The sequence below is a fragment of the Sphingomonas palmae genome, assembly GCF_900109565.1.
Lineage (GTDB): Bacteria > Pseudomonadota > Alphaproteobacteria > Sphingomonadales > Sphingomonadaceae > Sphingomonas > Sphingomonas palmae.
The window spans coordinates 119,426-135,884 of record NZ_FNZZ01000004.1 but is presented as its reverse complement, the minus strand read 5'-3'; the positions used below and the strand labels follow the sequence as shown (position 1 = coordinate 135,884).

Below are 16,459 nucleotides of genomic sequence, written 5' to 3'. Positions count from 1 at the left end.
TCAGTGCCGGAAGTGGCGCATGCCGGTGAACACCATCGCCAGCCCCGCTGCGTCGGCGGCAGCGATTACCTCGTCGTCGCGGATCGATCCGCCGGGCTGGATAACCGCCGTGGCGCCCGCCTCGACCGCCGCCATCAATCCATCGGCAAAGGGGAAGAACGCGTCGGAGGCGACCGCCGAGCCGATCGTGCGCGGCTCGTTCCAGCCCGCCTTCTCGGCCGCGTCCTTGGCCTTCCACGCCGCGATCCGCGCCGATTCCAGCCGGTTCATCTGCCCGGCGCCGACGCCTGCGGTGGCGCCGTCCTTGGCGTAGACGATCGCGTTCGACTTGACGTGCTTGGCGATCGTCCAGGCGAAGCGGCAGTCTGCCAGTTCCTGCGCGGTCGGCTGGCGCCTGGTCACGACCTTCATCATGTTGTCGTTGAGGACACCATTGTCGCGGCCCTGCACCAGCCAGCCGCCCGCGATCGACTTGGCGAACAACCCGCCACGCGCCGCATCGGGCAGGTCGCCGGTCAGCAGCAGCCGCAGGTTCTTCTTGGCGGCGAACAGCGCGATCGCCTCCTCGTCGGCGTCGGGTGCCACCACCACCTCGGTAAAGATGCCGGTGATCGCCTTCGCAGTCGCCGCATCGAGCGGACGGTTGAGCGCGATGATGCCGCCAAACGCCGACACGGTGTCGCACGCGAACGCCTGAGCGTAGGCCTCCTCCAACGTGGCAGCCGTCGCGACGCCGCAGGGGTTGGCGTGCTTGATGATCACGCAGGTCGGCGCGGCGTCGCGGAACTCCGCCACCAGCTCGAGCGCCGCATCGGCGTCGTTGTAATTGTTGTAGGACAGCGCCTTACCCTGCACCTGTCGTGCCTGTCCGACGCCGCGCACACCGTTGCCCGCGGCGTAGAAGGCGGCGGCCTGGTGCGGGTTTTCACCGTAGCGCAACGGATCGCCCTCGCGACGCAGCGTCAGCGGCAACACGTCGGGGAAGGGCGCGCCCTGGTCGACCTGCCCGAACCAGCGCGCGATCGCACCGTCGTACGCCGCGGTCAGCGCGAATGCCTTCGCCGCCAACCGCTTCCGATCATCGAGGCTCGTCTCGCCCGTCGCCACCAGCGCGTAGTCCGCCGGGTCGGTCACGATCGCGACGTAGGCGTGGTTCTTCGCCGCGGAGCGCACCATGCTCGGCCCGCCGATGTCGATGTTCTCGACCACCTCGTCGCGCTCAGCCCCCTTCGCGACCGTCGCCTCGAAGGGGTAGAGGTTGACGACCACAAGGTCGATCGCACCGATATTGTGCTCCTGCATCGAGGCGGCGTGCGCCGCATCGTCGCGCACCGCCAGCAGCCCGCCGTGCACCATCGGGTGCAATGTCTTGACGCGCCCGTCCATCATCTCGGGGAAGCCGGTCAGATCGGAGATGTCGCGCACGTCGAGCCCAGCGTCGCGCAGCGCCTTGGCGGTGCCGCCGGTTGAGACGAGTTCGACCCCCTTGTCGGCGAGCGCGCGGGCGAGGTCGACCACCCCGGTCTTATCGGAGACGGAGAGAAGCGCGCGCTTGATCGTGATGCTGGTCATGGCTGTACTCATGGTTTGAGGCGCGCCTTGGCCGCTCGGCGGGCGCGCTTCAAGGGCAAGTTCACCGCGCGCGCTTGAAGACCCAACTGACGCTCGCGCCGCCCGGGTCAGCGCTGCCGCCCGCCACGATCTGCCTGGTCGGCACGACCTGACCCTCGGGATCGATCCACACGCTTTCCTCGATCACCACGGTCGCGCCGCCCGCGCGGAAGTGCCACGTCATGCCGCCCGACGTCATCAGCGTCGCCCCCTGCGCGTCGGCGCTCGCCAGCACCTCGACGCCCGAACCCAGGTGAAAGCGGATCGCGAACGGTACCTGTCCGCGCGACGGCCGCTTGCCCGTCGGCACCAGCGAATCGTCGCCGCGCAACTCAAGCCCGTCGGCGGCCATCGTCAGCGTGCGATGATGGCGAAAGCCGAAGCGTCGGGCGTAGCCGTCGTGACGCGCCTCGATCCGGCTGCCCGCGTCCGATTCCTGCCGCGACAGGTCGACCTCGCTCACGCCGCGCCCGAGCGCGCCATCGGGCAGCAGCGCGGTCGAGTTGCTGTCGGCGAGCACCAGCGTCGAATGCGCGGCGGTGGATCGCAGCCCCGCCGACAGCCCGGCGTCCGGGATCATCCCCGCACCGCCGCAATTGACGACGACACGTTGCTCGCCATCCGAGAGTTCGAACGCCAGTGTCGACGCGCACGCGCCTGCCGCACTCGGCGCGGTGGGCGGGGGCGCCGCGTCCATCACAAGCACGCTGCGTGCCGCCGCGATGCGTTGATAGCCACGGTTGCTCGCCTGCCGCAGCGGGCGGCGCACCACGCGGCTGGCATGCAGCACCGCCTGCACCTCGTCTGCGGCGACTGGCCCGGTCCCCTGCCAGCTGGACAGGCCCGCGTCGCCCATCATCGTGCCGAGCATCGCCGACACCATCCGCGCCAGCACCTGTGCGACCCCCTCGGGCAGGTCGAGCCGCCGCGCGTCATAGGCGGCGCGCAGGCAGGCGAGCAGTTCGATCGCGTCCAGCTGGTCGCGCGGGCTCCGGCTGGCGATGCCGCCATCGCTGCCGACCGATAGCGCCAGTGCGCGCTCCAGCCCCGTCTCGCCGATCGCGCGCCGCGGGTCGCCACCGGGGATCAGCAGCCCGGCCGCGACGACGCCGCACCAGGACGCGATCCGCCGCACGCCCACGGGCGTCTTGTCTGCGGTGCGGTCGAGGTGGCGTGCGCCGCGCGCGATCGCGCTCAGCACGCTGCTGCGATAGATCAGGTCGGTCGACGACAGCAGCAGCGGCGCGTGCGCGGTCCACATCAGCATGCGGCGACCCCACAGATCGGGCCGCCAGCCGCGCTCGGTCACGCGCTCGCCATGCACCGCGAGCCAGCGCTGCGTCAGGATCTCCGCCGTGCGTGTCGCGGCGGCGCGATCAGGCGCCGCCCACAGGTCGCGCAGCCACGCGAAGCTTTGCGCGTGATCGTCGAACGCGGCGCTGCCGATGCTCGACGCGAACGTCACCTCGTCGAGCGCGCGGAACTCGGTGCGCCACGCCAGCCAACCCGCGGTCAGCGCCTCGCCATATTCCGCGCTGCCGGCGATCGGATCGGCCGGCACGGCAAGCAGCTTGCGCGGATAGCGGCCTTTCAGCCGCATGTCGTGGATCGGGGTGCGCCACGTCAGCCGGTCGAAATAGTCCGCGACGCGCTGGCCGAGTGACGCATTTCCCTCACCCACAGCGCGCACCATGCGGTGGCCCGCGTCGATCGTGTCGCGCGCGCCGCCGTCCCGCTGTTCGTCGACGCCGCCGTCGTTCATTCGCCGCGGATCGCCCGGATGTTGGCCGCGTAGGCCTCGGGTCCGCCGCGGAAGGTGGCAGTGCCCGCGACCAATGCGTCGGCGCCCGCGTCGATCGCGCGCCGCGCAGTGTCGGGGTCGATCCCGCCGTCGACCTCCAGGTCGATGTCGCGGCCCGTCGCATCGATCATCTTGCGGATCGCCGCGATCTTTCTCAGCTGGCTATCGATGAAATGCTGTCCACCGAAACCCGGGTTGACGCTCATCACCAGCACGAGGTCGACCATGTCGAGCAGGTAATCGAGCATCTTCGCGGGCGTCCCCGGGCAGAGCACCACGCCCGCGCGCTTGCCCAGCGACTTGATGTGCTGGAGCGAGCGGTGGATGTGCGGCCCGGCCTCGGGATGGACGGTAATCGTGTCCGCGCCGGCCTCGGCAAATGCGTCCAAGTAGGCGTCGATGGGCGAGATCATCAGGTGGACGTCGAACGGCTTGGTCGTGTGCGGGCGGATCGCCTTCACCACCGCGGGCCCCATCGAGATGTTGGGGACGAAATGCCCGTCCATCACGTCAATGTGGATCCAGTCGGCACCCGCGGCATCGATCGCGCGCACTTCCTCGCCCAGCTTGGAAAAGTCGGCGGACAGGATCGAGGGCGCGATGCGGACGGCTTTCTGCATCGCGCAGCCCTAGCGTGCGTCCGCGCTATCCGCCAGCGCGCCGCAAGCGTGCGACGAAGAACCCGTCGCAGTTGCCCTCGTCACTGAGCATGGTCGGTAGCGTGCGGACATAGCCGCTCGCGTGTGCGCTGATCCCGGCGGGCAGTTCGTCGCTTCGTGGCGGCTCGATCGCATAGTCGTCATGCGTGGCAAGGAAGCGGTCAAGCTGCGCCTCGCCTTCGTCCGGCTCGAGCGAGCAGGTGGCGTAGACGAGCACGCCGCCGGGCTTCACCCAATCGGCCGCGCGGTCGAAGATGCGCGCCTGCAACGCCGCGGCCTCCGCGATCACCGCCGGATGCGCGCGGTAGAGCACGTCGGGGTGGCGGCGGAAGATGCCGGTGGCGCTGCACGGGGCGTCGATCAGTACCGCGTCGGCGGGAGTGGCCGGCGCCCAATCGAGCACGTCGGCGATCACCGTGTCGAACGACAGCCCGGTGCGCGCGCGGTTCTGCGCCAGCCGTTCGGCGCGGGTTTGCGATACGTCGACTGCCTCGACCTGCCAGCCGGCGGCGGCGAGTTGCAACGTCTTTCCGCCGGGCGCGGCGCACAGGTCGAGTGCATGGCCCGTGCCGCGCCCGATCAGCCGCGCAGGGATCGAGGCCGCGACATCCTGCACCCACCAGCCACCCTCGGCGTAGCCCGCCAGCGTCGGCACATCGCCCCCCTCGACCCGGACGTGACCGGGAGCGAGCGACACGCCGTCGGGGTGCACCACATTGCCACCGCGCAGCGTCAGGTCGAGCGGGGGCGGAGCGGCGATCGCGCGCGCAGCAGCGGCGACCATCGCCTCACCCCAGTTCGCCCGCCAGCGCTCCGCCACGTGCGCGGGCAGTGTCGGCTGCCCGGGCAGGCTCGCGTTCTGTCGCATCAGCGTGCCGAACACGCCGTGGACCAGGCGCTTCGGACCGCCGTCGATCAGCGGCAGCACGGTTGCGATCGCGGCATGCGGCGGCGTGCCGAGCGACAGCGCCTGGACGAGCGCGATGCGCAGCACGAAGCGCGCTTTGGCATCGTCGGGCAGGCGCTGCCGCGTCGCGGAGTCGATCAACGCGTCGAGGTCCGGCAACCGCCGGAGCGTCTCGGCCGCGATCGCGTGCGCGAGCCCGCGGTCGGGGCCGCCGTGGAGCGCACGCGTGGCGAGTGGCAGCGCGGCATCGAGCGCCTCGCCGCGCCGCAGCACCGCGTCGAGCAGGCGGAGCGCGGCACGCCGAGGCGCGGTGCCGAGCGGCTCGCCCGCGCGCGTCATGTCGCGGGCCATCAGCCGCGTGCTTCGTCGGAAAGGGCGATCGTCTTGAAGCCGTTCATGCCGGCCCATATGTCGCGTGGGCACCACGCGCACAATCCGAAAGGCCGGTTCATGGGAAAGCGACCCGACAACGTGAAGGCGCCCGAATATCTGACGCCCAACACGCCCGTTCCCGCGCCCGAGCCGATGCAGCGGCCGGCGGAAGACCCGCTCGGCCGCGATCCGGTTCGTTACGGCGATTGGGAAAAGAAGGGCATTGCGATCGACTTCTGAACCGCCACGCTGACACCGTTACGGCTATGGAACAAGGCGGGGCGAGCGTTTAAGGCGGCGGACATTCGGCAACCGGGCGCGCATCGGTGCGTTCGCGCTTCAACCCGACAAGAGGCTCCCCGATGACTGACACCGCTACCGCCCCCGCCGCCAAGGCCACGGACCTGCACGAGGACGGCAGCCCCGCGCGGCTGCAGATCGACACGATCCGCACGCTGTCGATGGACGCGGTGCAGAAGGCGAATTCGGGCCATCCGGGCACGCCGATGGCATTGGCGCCTGTGGGGTGGACCGTGTGGAACAACTATCTGCGCTACGATCCCGGCGCGCCGCAGTGGCCCAACCGTGACCGCTTCGTGCTCTCCGTCGGCCATGCCTCGATGCTGCTCTACGCGCTGCTGCACTTGGCAGGGGTCGAGGAGGTCGATGCCGATGGCAAGAAGACCGGTAATCCCGCGATCAGCCTCGACGACATCAAGCAGTTCCGACAGCTGTCGTCGAAGACGCCGGGGCACCCCGAATATCGCCATACGACAGGGGTGGAGACGACGACGGGCCCGCTCGGGCAGGGGTGCGGCAACTCGGTCGGCATGGCGATTGCGGAGCGCTGGCTCGCCGCGCGCTACAACAAGCCAGACTTCACACTGTTCGATCACGATGTCTATGTGCTGTGCGGCGACGGCGACATGATGGAGGGCGTCAGTGCCGAGGCGGCGAGCATTGCCGGCCACCTGAAACTCTCCAACCTGTGCTGGATCTACGACAGCAACCACATCTCGATCGAGGGCGCGACCGACCTCGCCTTTGATGAGGACGTCGGCAAGCGTTTCGAGGCCTATGGCTGGAACGTCATGCACGTGAACGATGTCAACGACATCCACGCGATGAACGCCGCGCTCGACACGTTCAAGGCGACGAACGACAAACCCACCTTCATCGTCGCGCATTCGGTGATCGGCTGGGGCAGCCCCAAGGCAGGCAGCGAGAAGGCGCACGGCGAGCCGCTGGGCGCGGAGGCGATCGCCGAGACCAAGAAGGCCTATGGCTGGCCGGAGAAGGATTTCTACGTTCCCGCCGACGCCAAAACGGCGTTCGAGCAGGCAGTGCGCGGTCGAGGGAGCAAGCTGCGCGAGGAATGGGAGGCGCTGCTCGCCAAATACACCGAGCGGTTCCCGACGGAAGCGGCCGAATTGAAGCTGCTGCTCGCCGACGAGCTGCCAGAAGGCTGGGAGGATGCGATCCCGACCTTCGACGCGGACGAAAAGGGTCTCGCCAGCCGCGATTCGAGTGGCAAGGTGCTGAACGCGATCGTGAAAAAGGTGCCGTGGCTGCTCGGCGGCTCGGCCGATCTCGCGCCCTCGACCAAGACCGACATCAAGGAAGCCGGCTCGTTCGAGGCGAATGATTATGGCGGCACCAACTTCCACTTCGGCGTGCGCGAACACGGCATGGGTGCGGTGGTGAACGGCATGGCGCTGTCGCACCTGCGCGCCTACGGCTCCACCTTCCTCGTCTTCATCGATTATATGCGCGCGCCCGTGCGCCTGTCAGCGATCATGGAGATCGGCTCGGTGTGGGTCTACACGCACGATTCGATCGGCGTGGGTGAGGACGGCCCGACGCACCAGCCGATCGAGCAGCTCGCGACGATGCGCGCGATTCCCGGGCTCGACACGATCCGTCCCGGTGACGCGAACGAGGTCGCCGAGGCGTGGCGCGCGCTGCTTAAGGATGGCAGCACGCCCGCCGCGCTGGTGCTCTCGCGCCAGCCGCTGCCGACGCTCGACCGTTCGAAATACGCCAGTGCCGCGGGTGTCGCGCAGGGCGGCTACGTGCTTGCCGACAGCGAGAACCCGCAGGTCATCCTGATCGCGACCGGATCCGAAGTGTCGCTGGCGATTAAGGCGTATGAGCAGTTGAAGGCCGAGGGCGTCGCCGCCCGCGTCGTGTCGATGCCGAGCTGGTACCGCTACGAGAAGCAGGACCAGGCCTACAAGGAGAGCGTGCTGCCGAAGTCGGTCAAGGCACGCGTCGCGATCGAGATGGCCGGCGAGATCGGCTGGGATCGCTACGTTGGCTACGAGGGGCGCACGATCACGATGTCGACCTTCGGCGCATCGGCCCCGATTGCCAAGCTGCAGGACAAATACGGCTTCACGGTCGAGAACGTGGTGAAGGTCGCCAAGGACGTAATGGGCTGACCCGGATCAGCGCGCCGCTGCGACAGGCGGCGCGCATCACCATATCGTCTTCACACGTTCCGCCCACCGGCGACCAGAGGATCAAGGCATGAGCAAGCTCGAACAACTCCGCGACATTGGCCAGGCGCCGTGGCTCGACTTCGTCGACCGCAAGTTCCTAGATGCTGGTGGTCTGAAGAAGCTGGTTGACGAGGACGGCGTGACCGGCGTCACCTCCAACCCGACGATCTTCGAAAAGGCGATGGGATCGGGCGATGCCTACGCCGAGGGGTTTGCCGAGTTCGACCAGGCCAATCCGGGTGCCGAGCCGATGGCGCGGTATGAGAGCCAAGCGATCAAGGACATTCAGGCAGCGTGTGACGTGCTGCGCCCGGTCTACGATCGGCTCTCGGGCAAGGACGGCTACGTCAGCCTCGAGGTTTCGCCCTATCTCGCGCTCAAGGGACCCGAGACGGCGGCAGAAGCCGAGCGGCTGTGGAAGGCGGTCGACCGTCCCAACCTGATGATCAAGATACCCGGCACCGACGACGGGGTCCGCGCGATTCGCGACACGATCGCCAAGGGGATCAACGTCAACGTGACGCTGCTGTTCTCGGTCGAGGCGTACAAGAAGGTCGCGCACGCCTATGTCGAGGGGCTGGAAGAACGTGTGTCGAAAGACATGGGCGTCGACCATATCGCCAGCGTCGCGAGCTTCTTTGTCAGCCGCATCGACGGCAAGATCGACGACAAGATCGATGCCGGTCAGGGTGGCGACGAGGCCAAGGCGCTGAAGGGCAAGGTCGCGATCGCCAACGCGAAGCTCGCCTACGCTTGGTATCAGGAGTTCATCGCCTCCGATCGCTGGCAGAAGCTTGCCGCCAAGGGCGCGCAGCCGCAGCGATTGCTGTGGGCGTCGACGGGCACGAAGAACCCCGACTATCCCGACACACTCTACGTCGACACGCTGATCGGCCCCGACACGGTCAACACCATGCCGCCCAAGACGATGGACGCGTTTCGCGACCACGGCACCGTCAAGGTCACGCTGATCGAAGATGTCGACGGCGCACGCAAGGTGATCGCAGATGCGGATCGGCTCGGGCTCGATCTGGATGGGGTCACGAAGACGCTGGTGGACGAAGGCGTAGCGAGCTTCACCAAGTCGTTCGACGACCTGCTCGCCGCGATCGGCAAGCAGAAGGCAGCCTGAGTCTCACGCGCTCGCGCGGTAGCTCGTCTCGTCGCGTGCTGCCGCCCAGCCAACCAATGCGTCGATGATCCGCGGCACGGCGTGTCCGTCGCCGTATGGATTGTGGACGCCGCTCATCGCCGCATAGGCGTGCGCGTCGGTCAGCAGGCGCGTCACCTCGCGCACGATCGCTTCCTCGTCCGTGCCGACCAGCCGCACCGTCCCCGCATCGACCGCCTCGGGCCGCTCGGTCGTGTCGCGCATGACGAGCACCGGCTTGCCGAGCGACGGCGCCTCCTCCTGAATGCCGCCCGAATCGGTCAGCACCAACGTCGCGGCGTCGAGCATCGCGACGAAGGGCAGATAGTCGAGCGGCGCGATCAGGCGGATGTTGGCTAGGCCGCTCAGCAGCCGATTGACCGGCTCCTGCACATTGGGGTTTAGGTGAACCGGATAGACGAAATCGACGTTCGGGAACGCCCGCGCGAGGCGCGCGAGCGCGGCGCAGATACGCTCAAACCCGGCGCCGAAATTCTCGCGCCGGTGCCCGGTCACCAGCACCATGCGCCGGCCGGGTGCGGGCAGCGGCAGGTCGGCGGTCACCTGCGCGTAGAGCGAGGCATCGCCGCGCAGCTTCGCGACGACGGTCAGCAGCGCGTCGATGACGGTATTGCCCGTTACCGTGATGATCCGCGGATCGATCCCCTCGGCGCGCAGATTTTGCGCCGACCGCATTGTCGGCGCGAAGTGAAGCGCGGCGAGGGCGCCGGTCAGCTTGCGGTTCGCCTCCTCGGGCCAGGGCGCGTAGAGGTCGCCGGTACGCAGCCCCGCCTCGACGTGTGCGACCGGAATACGGTGCCAATAGGCTGACAATGATGCGGCGAGCGTGGTCAGCGTGTCGCCGTGGACCAGCACGATGTCGGGCGTCTCGCGCGCGAACACCTCCGCCATCCCCGACAGCATCGCGGTCGCGACCCCGGTCAAATCCTGTCCCGGCCGCATCACGGCGAGATCGTGGTCGGCGGAGAGATCGAACAACCGCATGACCTGATCGAGCATTTCGCGGTGCTGCCCGGTCACGCACACCCTGGCGTCGAAGCGCGCGTCGGCGGCGAGCGCGATTGCCAGCGGCGCCATCTTGATCGCTTCGGGCCGGGTGCCGAACACCGACAGAACCTTGATCGTCACTGCAACCCCGCTTGATCGTTCGCGTGCCAGCTTACCCCGGCAGGCTTAACGAAGCGGTTATCGTGCCACGGTGCGATCAGCCGTCAATCGCGTGATAGTCGCGAAACCAGTCGACGAAGCGCGGGATGCCGACGTCGATCGACGTCGTCGGCGCGTAACCGAGATCGCGGTTGATCGCGGAAATGTCCGCGAAGGTGCGATGAACATCGCCGGGCTGCATCGGTTGATAGTCGCGGATCGCGGTGCGCCCGGTCGCCTGTTCGAGCACGTCGATCATGCGGCCGAGCTGCTCGGCATTGTTGTTGCCGATATTGTAGAGCCGGTGCGGCGCGACGCTGCCGCCGGCCTTAAGTTCGCCGTCATCCGTCGGCGGGTGATCGAGGCAGGAAACAACGCCCGAGACGATGTCGTCGATGAAGGTGAAGTCGCGCTGCATGTCGCCGTTGTTGAACACCTTGATTGGACGACCCGCGAACATCGCCTCGGTGAACAGCCATAGCGCCATGTCGGGGCGCCCCCATGGGCCGTACACGGTGAAGAAGCGTAGACCCGTCTGCGGCAGGCGATAGAGATGCGCGTAGGTCTCGCTCATCAACTCGTCCGCCTTCTTGGTCGCGGCATAGAGCGAGACGGGATGGTCGACGCGGTCCTCGACCGCGAACGGCATCTTGGTGTTGCCGCCGTAGACCGATGAGGAGGAGGCGTAGACCAGATGCGCGACACGGCGATGACGCGCGACCTCGAGCAGGTTGAGGTGGCCGACGAGATTCGCCTGCACATAGGCGTGCGGGTTCTCGATCGAGTAGCGCACACCCGGCTGCGCGCCCAGGTGAACGATGCGGTCGAACTCGTACGGTTGGAGCGCCTCGGTCAGCGCGGCCATGTCGGCGAAGTCGATCCGGATAAAGGTGAAGCGGTCCCCGTGCCGCGCGGTCAATTGCGCCAGCCGCGCGTGCTTGAGCGCGGGCGCGTAATAATCGTTGATCACGTCGATGCCGATCACGCGGTCGCCGCGCGCGAGCAGCCGCTCGGCCACATGCATCCCGATGAACCCGGCCGCGCCGGTCACCAATGTCGTCATCTGTCGTTCCCTTGCGGACCGCGCTAATCTTAGCGTGCTTCTCGATCGCTCGCAGCGGCTAACTGGCGAGCCGCATCGCTCGGCTGTCGGCGACCGCGGGCTGGTCGGGCCAGATGCCTCGTGTGTCGTAGACGTGCTTGTCGCAGCGTTCCTCAAGCGGGACCGAGCGGAAGAGGTCATGGTCGACCAGCGCGATCATCACGCCGGCGCGTTCCAGCGCGTCGTCGAGGTCGACCAGCGTCGCGCCAGTGCCGTCGAACGCGGACGGCAGCGTGTCGGCATAAGGCTCGACGATCTGCACGCGCGATCCGAACCGCTGCGCGAGCGCCACCGCGACCTTGAGCGCGGGGCTCTCGCGGAAATCGTCGATGTTCGCCTTGAACGCGAGGCCCAGGCACGCGACCGGCACCCCCGGATGCGCCGCAATCAGCGCCGACGCGCGCGCGATGACGTGGTCGCACTTGGCATCGTTGACCTCACGCGCGGTGCGGATCAGCTGCGTGTCGTCCGGCGCGCCGTGGACGAGGAACCACGGATCGACCGCGATGCAGTGGCCGCCGACGCCAGGGCCGGGCTGCAGGATGTTGACGCGCGGGTGGCGGTTGGCGAGACGGATCACTTCCCACACGTCGACGCCCAGCGTTTCCGCCACGCGCGACAGTTCGTTGGCGAACGCGATGTTGACGTCGCGGAATGCGTTCTCGGTCAGCTTAGTCATTTCCGCTGCACGCGCCGTCGTAGTGACGCAGGCGCCGCGTACGAAGCGGCGGTAGAAGTGGAGCGCGCGCCTGGCGCAGCGCGGGGTGATCCCGCCGATCACGCGGTCGTTGTCGATCAATTCCACCAGGATGCGCCCGGGCAGCACGCGCTCCGGGCAATAGGCAATCGCGACATCGGCGTGCCCGCCGCTGCTGCGACCCGGCACCTTGAGGTCGGGGCGCAACTCGGCGATGAAGTCGCGTACCTGCTCGGTCGTGCCGACGGGCGAGGTCGATTCGAGGATGACGGTGTCGCCGACCTTCAGCACGGTCGCGACCGCGGTGGCTGCTTTCAGTACGTAACCGACGTCGGGTACGTGATCGGCCCCGAACGGCGTCGGCACTGCGATGACGAACACGTCGGCCGGCTCGATCTGCGTCGAGGCGCGCAAGCTGCCGCGCGCGACCACGCCCGATACGAGTCCGTCGAGATCGACCTCCTCGATATGGACGCGGCCCGAGTTGACCGTCTCGACCACGTGCGGCGACACGTCGATGCCCAGCACCTGCGCGCCCGTTCGCGCGATCACCGCCGCGGTCGGCAGGCCGATATAGCCCAACCCTAATACGCAGACCTTCAGTTCCGTTCCGCCGAGCACGAGCTACCTCTTTCCTCCACGCCCGCGGCGAGCGGCGGACAGGTTGGCGTGGGTCATGCCGCACAAGTGGTTGCGTTTTCGGTAACGCCGACCTCCTGAAGTATGCGGCATCAAGTCAGGTGCGGTCCGCACGATAAAGGAACTTTAACGGGGTTGAAGCGTACTATTGTTACTATGACAAAAGACCAAATAAATGAGAGAGGATCTGTCATCTACGCTGAAAAGATGCCGCCGATGACAGGAGTCGCGATAGGGTTGGCACTCTGCCTCCCCTTTTGGGCAATCGTTGCCGCGGTGATCACCTAAACGGCCAAGTTGCTCAAAACGTCAGAGGCTACTCTGTTTTTGAAAGGCAATGCGAGACACTGTTCTTCGCTTCCTCCGACCCTCCCTGATGTTGCCGGCCGCCTACGCATCGGACTAAACTCCGACCTAACGGCGCGCTGTCGTGCAGTCATGAGCGGGGTGGATGGTGAAGAAGCATTGGGCGATCATCGCGGGTGTGTCGTTGCTGGCCCCAACCTCACTGACCGCGCAACCCGTTGTAGCGACAACGCCCACGCCAGCCGACCGTCAGCTCAAGGCTATCTACGATGCGGAGTGGGTCTGGCGACAGCGCGAATTCGCGCAGGTCAGCGACGGTCTGCGCAGCGAGAGCGACGATCATTTTCCGGCGGTCACCCCTGCCGACTGGGCGCGGCGTCGCGCCTATTGGCAGGACGTACTGACGCGGATCACTGCAATCCCCGCGGCCGAACTCTCACCCGAGGAACGGTTGAACGCTGCCGTACTCACCGAGTCGCTGCGCGCCGAGGTCGCCAACATCGACTTCCGCACCTATGAGGCGCCGCTCAACAGCGACAGCTACTTCTGGGGCGAGGTGAAGCCCTATGCCGCGCTGGAGAACGCGGACGACTATCGCCGCTACATTGGACGGCTGCGCGACGTGCCACGCTGGTTCGACGGCAACATCGCCAACATGCGCGCGGGGCTCGCGCGCGGGTTCACGCCACCGCGCGTGACGCTCGCGGGGCGCGACAAGACGATCGAAGCGTACACGATGACGGGTGCGGCCAACCCGTTGTTCGATCCGTTCAAGGAGATGCCCGCCTCGATCCCGGCCGCCGAGCAGGCGCAATTGCGGGCACAGGCGCAGGCCGCGATCGACACGCGGGCAGCGCCCGCTTACGCGAAGCTGCTCGTCTTCTTCCGCGGCAGCTATGTGCCGGGTGCGCGAACGACGCTGTCGGCGGCGGCATTGCCCAACGGCGCCGCTTTTTATCGCAGCCAGATTCGGGAATATACGACACTGGACCTCTCGCCCGAGCAGATCTACCGCATCGGCCTTTCCGAAGTCGCGCGGATCGACCGCGACATGAAGGCGACGATCGCTGAGACCGGGTTCAAGGGCACGTTTCCCGAGTTCCTCGCCTTCCTGCGCAGCGATCCCCGATTCTATGCCAAGACGCCCGACGAGCTGCTCGGCTTCTCCGCGCTGGTTGCCAAGCGGATGGACGGGCGGTTGAAGGACGTGTTCACGACGCTGCCGCGCTATCGCTTCACGATTCAGGCGGTGCCCGAAGCGATCGCGCCGGTCTATACCTCGGGTCGCGGTGGCTTGGCCGCGTGCCTGATGAATACCTATGATCTGAAGTCGCGCCCGCTCTACAATCTCGTCTCGCTGACGCTGCACGAGTGCGTGCCGGGGCACAGCCACCAGGCGGCGATGGCGCTGGAAGCGCCCGACCGGCCCGCGTTTCGTCGGCAAACCTATTTTTCCGGCTACGGTGAGGGGTGGGGGCTGTATTCCGAGTGGCTCGGCACCAAACTCGGCATGTACCGCACGCCGTACGAGGAGTTCGGGCGCGAGACGTTCGAGATGTGGCGCGCCGCGCGGCTGGTGATCGACACGGGGCTGCATTCGATGGGTTGGACGCGCGCGCAGGCGATCGACTATCTTGCCTCGCACACTGCGCTGGCGAAGCTCGACGTCGAGATCGAGGTTGATCGCTACATCAGCTGGCCGGGGCAGGCACTCGCCTATAAGCTGGGCGAGATGAAGATGCGTGAGCTGCGCGCGAAGGCAGAGGCGGAGCTGGGACTGCGCTTCGACCAGCGGCGTTTTCACGACACGCTGCTGAACATGGGGTCGGTGCCGCTGCCGACGATGGAGGCGGAGATGCTGCGCTGGATCGCGGCGGAGAAGGCTAGGCCAGCGTCGGCTGGCTGAGCCAACACGCGCTTAAACGAAGAAGGGCGGCCCCGCGGGACCGCCCTTTTCTTTATCGGGACCGCCGCGGGCGGAGCCCGCGTCGTCGGTCGGGGCTTTAGCCCCGCCGGCCGGCCGAATTTGCTGTTCGCTACTCGCTTATCGCGAGTAGAACTCGACCACCAAATTCGGCTCCATCTTCACCGGGTAGGGCACTTCGTCCAGCGTCGGCACGCGGATGAAGGTCACCTTGGCGTTGCCATCGGGCGCGACGTAATCGGGCACTTCGCGCTCGGCGAGCTGCTGCGCTTCGAGCACCAGCGCCATTTCCTGCGCCTTCGAACCCAGCGTGATCTCGTCGCTGACGTAGCAGCGGCGCGATGCGATGTTGCACTTCACGCCGTTGACGCGGACGTGACCGTGGCTGACCAGCTGGCGCGCGGCCCAGATCGTCGGCGCGAACTTCGCCCGGTAGACGATCATGTCGAGGCGACGCTCGAGCAGGCCGATCAGGTTCTGCGAGGTGTCGCCCTTCATGCGCGCGGCTTCCTCGTAGCAGTGCTTGAACTGCTTCTCGGTCACGTCGCCGTAATAGCCCTTGAGCTTCTGCTTCGCGCGCAGCTGGATGCCGAAGTCCGACACCTTGCCCTTGCGGCGCTGACCGTGCTGGCCGGGGCCGTACTCGCGCTTGTTGACCGGGCTCTTGGGACGGCCCCAGATGTTCTCGCCCAAACGGCGATCGAGCTTGTGCTTCGCGCTATGACGCTTCGACATATTCAATCCTTGGCAAATGCTAACGACGTGGCCTGCGCATCATCGTGGATGAAAGGCAGGGTTCTTCCCGGTCATCGCGCCGCGTCGTCACGATCGTGACGAAGCAGGCCCACCGCTTCACCGGGGTGCAGGGGCAATTGCGAAGGCGCGCGCTTAGCCGCGCGGGCGCGCCAGGTCAAGCAGCGGCCGGCCGCGCCGGTCTGAGCTGACCTCGCGCCAGCGACGTTAGTACTGTCGGCTGGTGCTCGACAAAGCGTCGCGGCCATCCTTCTCCTGCGCGGCCCAATCCTCGCGGCTGAGGCAGGTCTTCTTTCCCGGCAGGCGCGATCCCGGTTGCTGAACGCGCTTGCAGATCAGCTTCTCCTCGGTCGGGGCCGGCGGCGTCGGCTGAGCGGCGGGAACGGGGGCCTGGATCAGCGCGAGAGCGAGCAGCATGGTTGGTCTCCTAAAGGTGGTCACCGTGCGCGGACGCGGTCGGCAGGGTCAACGCCATTGTGCGACGCGTTCTTACATGTTCGTCGGCTGGACATCAATGGTCGCGAGCGGCACAGGCAACCCATGAACATCAAGCCCGGTCCCGAGTGCAGCACGATGGCGGAGGTGCGCGCCGGCGTCGATGCGCTCGACCGCGAACTGGTCGCGCTGCTGCGGCGGCGCTTCGACTACATGGACGCCGCCGCACGGATCAAACCGGAGCGGGCGGCGGTTCGCGACGAGGAGCGCAAGCAGCAGGTGATCGCGCAGGCGGTCGAGGCGGCTGCGGCGGTCGGGTTGCCCGTGCGGGAGATCGCGGCGCTGTGGGAGACGCTGGTCGAAGCCTCGATCGCGTATGAATTGGAAAAATTTGACGCGCGCGACGTAACCCGACGTTAGCGCGTTCGGGCGCAA

Annotated in this window: 14 protein-coding genes; 5 read left to right on the top strand and 9 right to left on the bottom strand. The window is 67.2% G+C overall.

The window, feature by feature from the left end; all coding sequences use genetic code 11:
* The 4 genes from purH to BMW51_RS10755 all read right to left on the bottom strand — a co-directional run bounded on the left by purH (position 1) and on the right by BMW51_RS10755 (position 5,329).
* Positions 1-1,572, bottom strand: coding sequence for a bifunctional phosphoribosylaminoimidazolecarboxamide formyltransferase/IMP cyclohydrolase (gene purH / locus BMW51_RS10770; RefSeq protein WP_093006274.1), 1,572 nt, complete (start codon positions 1,570-1,572; stop codon positions 1-3).
* Between the two features lie 61 nt (positions 1,573-1,633).
* A complete protein-coding gene (locus BMW51_RS10765; RefSeq protein WP_093006272.1) occupies positions 1,634-3,373 on the bottom strand; it encodes a heparinase II/III family protein in 1,740 nt (579 codons plus the stop codon).
* Entirely contained in the window at positions 3,370-4,032 is a 663-nt protein-coding gene (rpe, locus tag BMW51_RS10760) for a ribulose-phosphate 3-epimerase (protein WP_093006270.1), read from the bottom strand. The genes BMW51_RS10765 and rpe overlap by 4 nt, the downstream gene beginning before the upstream one ends.
* A 25-nt stretch (positions 4,033-4,057) precedes the next feature.
* The gene (locus tag BMW51_RS10755) at positions 4,058-5,329 is read right to left on the bottom strand and encodes an RsmB/NOP family class I SAM-dependent RNA methyltransferase (RefSeq protein WP_093006268.1); all 1,272 of its coding nucleotides are present in this window, start codon (positions 5,327-5,329) and stop codon (positions 4,058-4,060) included.
* A gap of 99 nt (positions 5,330-5,428) precedes the next feature.
* On the opposite strand from BMW51_RS10755, the gene BMW51_RS10750 reads away from it, so the two are divergent.
* The 3 genes from BMW51_RS10750 to tal all read left to right on the top strand — a co-directional run bounded on the left by BMW51_RS10750 (position 5,429) and on the right by tal (position 8,983).
* Positions 5,429-5,590: a DUF1674 domain-containing protein gene (locus BMW51_RS10750; RefSeq protein ID WP_093006820.1), complete on the top strand. Its 162-nt coding sequence runs from the start codon at positions 5,429-5,431 to the stop codon at positions 5,588-5,590.
* 122 nt (positions 5,591-5,712) lie between these two features.
* Positions 5,713-7,791, top strand: a complete 2,079-nt coding sequence (tkt, locus tag BMW51_RS10745) for a transketolase (RefSeq protein ID WP_093006266.1) — start codon at positions 5,713-5,715, stop codon at positions 7,789-7,791.
* An 88-nt stretch (positions 7,792-7,879) separates the two neighbouring features.
* Positions 7,880-8,983, top strand: coding sequence for a transaldolase (gene tal, locus BMW51_RS10740; RefSeq protein ID WP_093006264.1), 1,104 nt, complete (start codon positions 7,880-7,882; stop codon positions 8,981-8,983).
* A 3-nt stretch (positions 8,984-8,986) separates the two neighbouring features.
* Here tal and wecB read toward each other — a convergent pair whose 3' ends face one another.
* From wecB to wecC, 3 genes are all read right to left on the bottom strand, one after another.
* Positions 8,987-10,150, bottom strand: coding sequence for a non-hydrolyzing UDP-N-acetylglucosamine 2-epimerase (gene wecB / locus BMW51_RS10735; protein ID WP_093006262.1), 1,164 nt, complete (start codon positions 10,148-10,150; stop codon positions 8,987-8,989).
* A 76-nt stretch (positions 10,151-10,226) separates the two neighbouring features.
* The gene (locus tag BMW51_RS10730) at positions 10,227-11,231 is read right to left on the bottom strand and encodes a GDP-mannose 4,6-dehydratase (RefSeq protein WP_093006260.1); all 1,005 of its coding nucleotides are present in this window, start codon (positions 11,229-11,231) and stop codon (positions 10,227-10,229) included.
* A 58-nt stretch (positions 11,232-11,289) separates the two neighbouring features.
* Positions 11,290-12,588, bottom strand: coding sequence for a UDP-N-acetyl-D-mannosamine dehydrogenase (wecC, locus tag BMW51_RS10725; RefSeq protein ID WP_093006258.1), 1,299 nt, complete (start codon positions 12,586-12,588; stop codon positions 11,290-11,292).
* Positions 12,589-13,057: 469 nt separating this feature from the next.
* On the opposite strand from wecC, the gene BMW51_RS10720 reads away from it, so the two are divergent.
* Positions 13,058-14,818 (top strand): DUF885 domain-containing protein, encoded by a 1,761-nt coding sequence (locus BMW51_RS10720; RefSeq protein ID WP_093006256.1) that lies wholly within the window; start codon positions 13,058-13,060, stop codon positions 14,816-14,818.
* 138 nt (positions 14,819-14,956) lie between these two features.
* On the opposite strand, the gene rpsD is transcribed toward BMW51_RS10720, so the two are convergent.
* Positions 14,957-15,571, bottom strand: coding sequence for a 30S ribosomal protein S4 (rpsD, locus tag BMW51_RS10715; protein WP_093006254.1), 615 nt, complete (start codon positions 15,569-15,571; stop codon positions 14,957-14,959).
* A gap of 225 nt (positions 15,572-15,796) precedes the next feature.
* Positions 15,797-16,006, bottom strand: a complete 210-nt coding sequence (locus BMW51_RS10710) for a hypothetical protein (RefSeq protein WP_093006252.1) — start codon at positions 16,004-16,006, stop codon at positions 15,797-15,799.
* 123 nt (positions 16,007-16,129) lie between these two features.
* Here BMW51_RS10710 and BMW51_RS10705 point away from each other — a divergent pair, with 123 nt between their 5' ends.
* Entirely contained in the window at positions 16,130-16,444 is a 315-nt protein-coding gene (locus BMW51_RS10705; RefSeq protein WP_093006250.1) for a chorismate mutase, read from the top strand.
* Positions 16,445-16,459 lie beyond the last annotated feature (15 nt).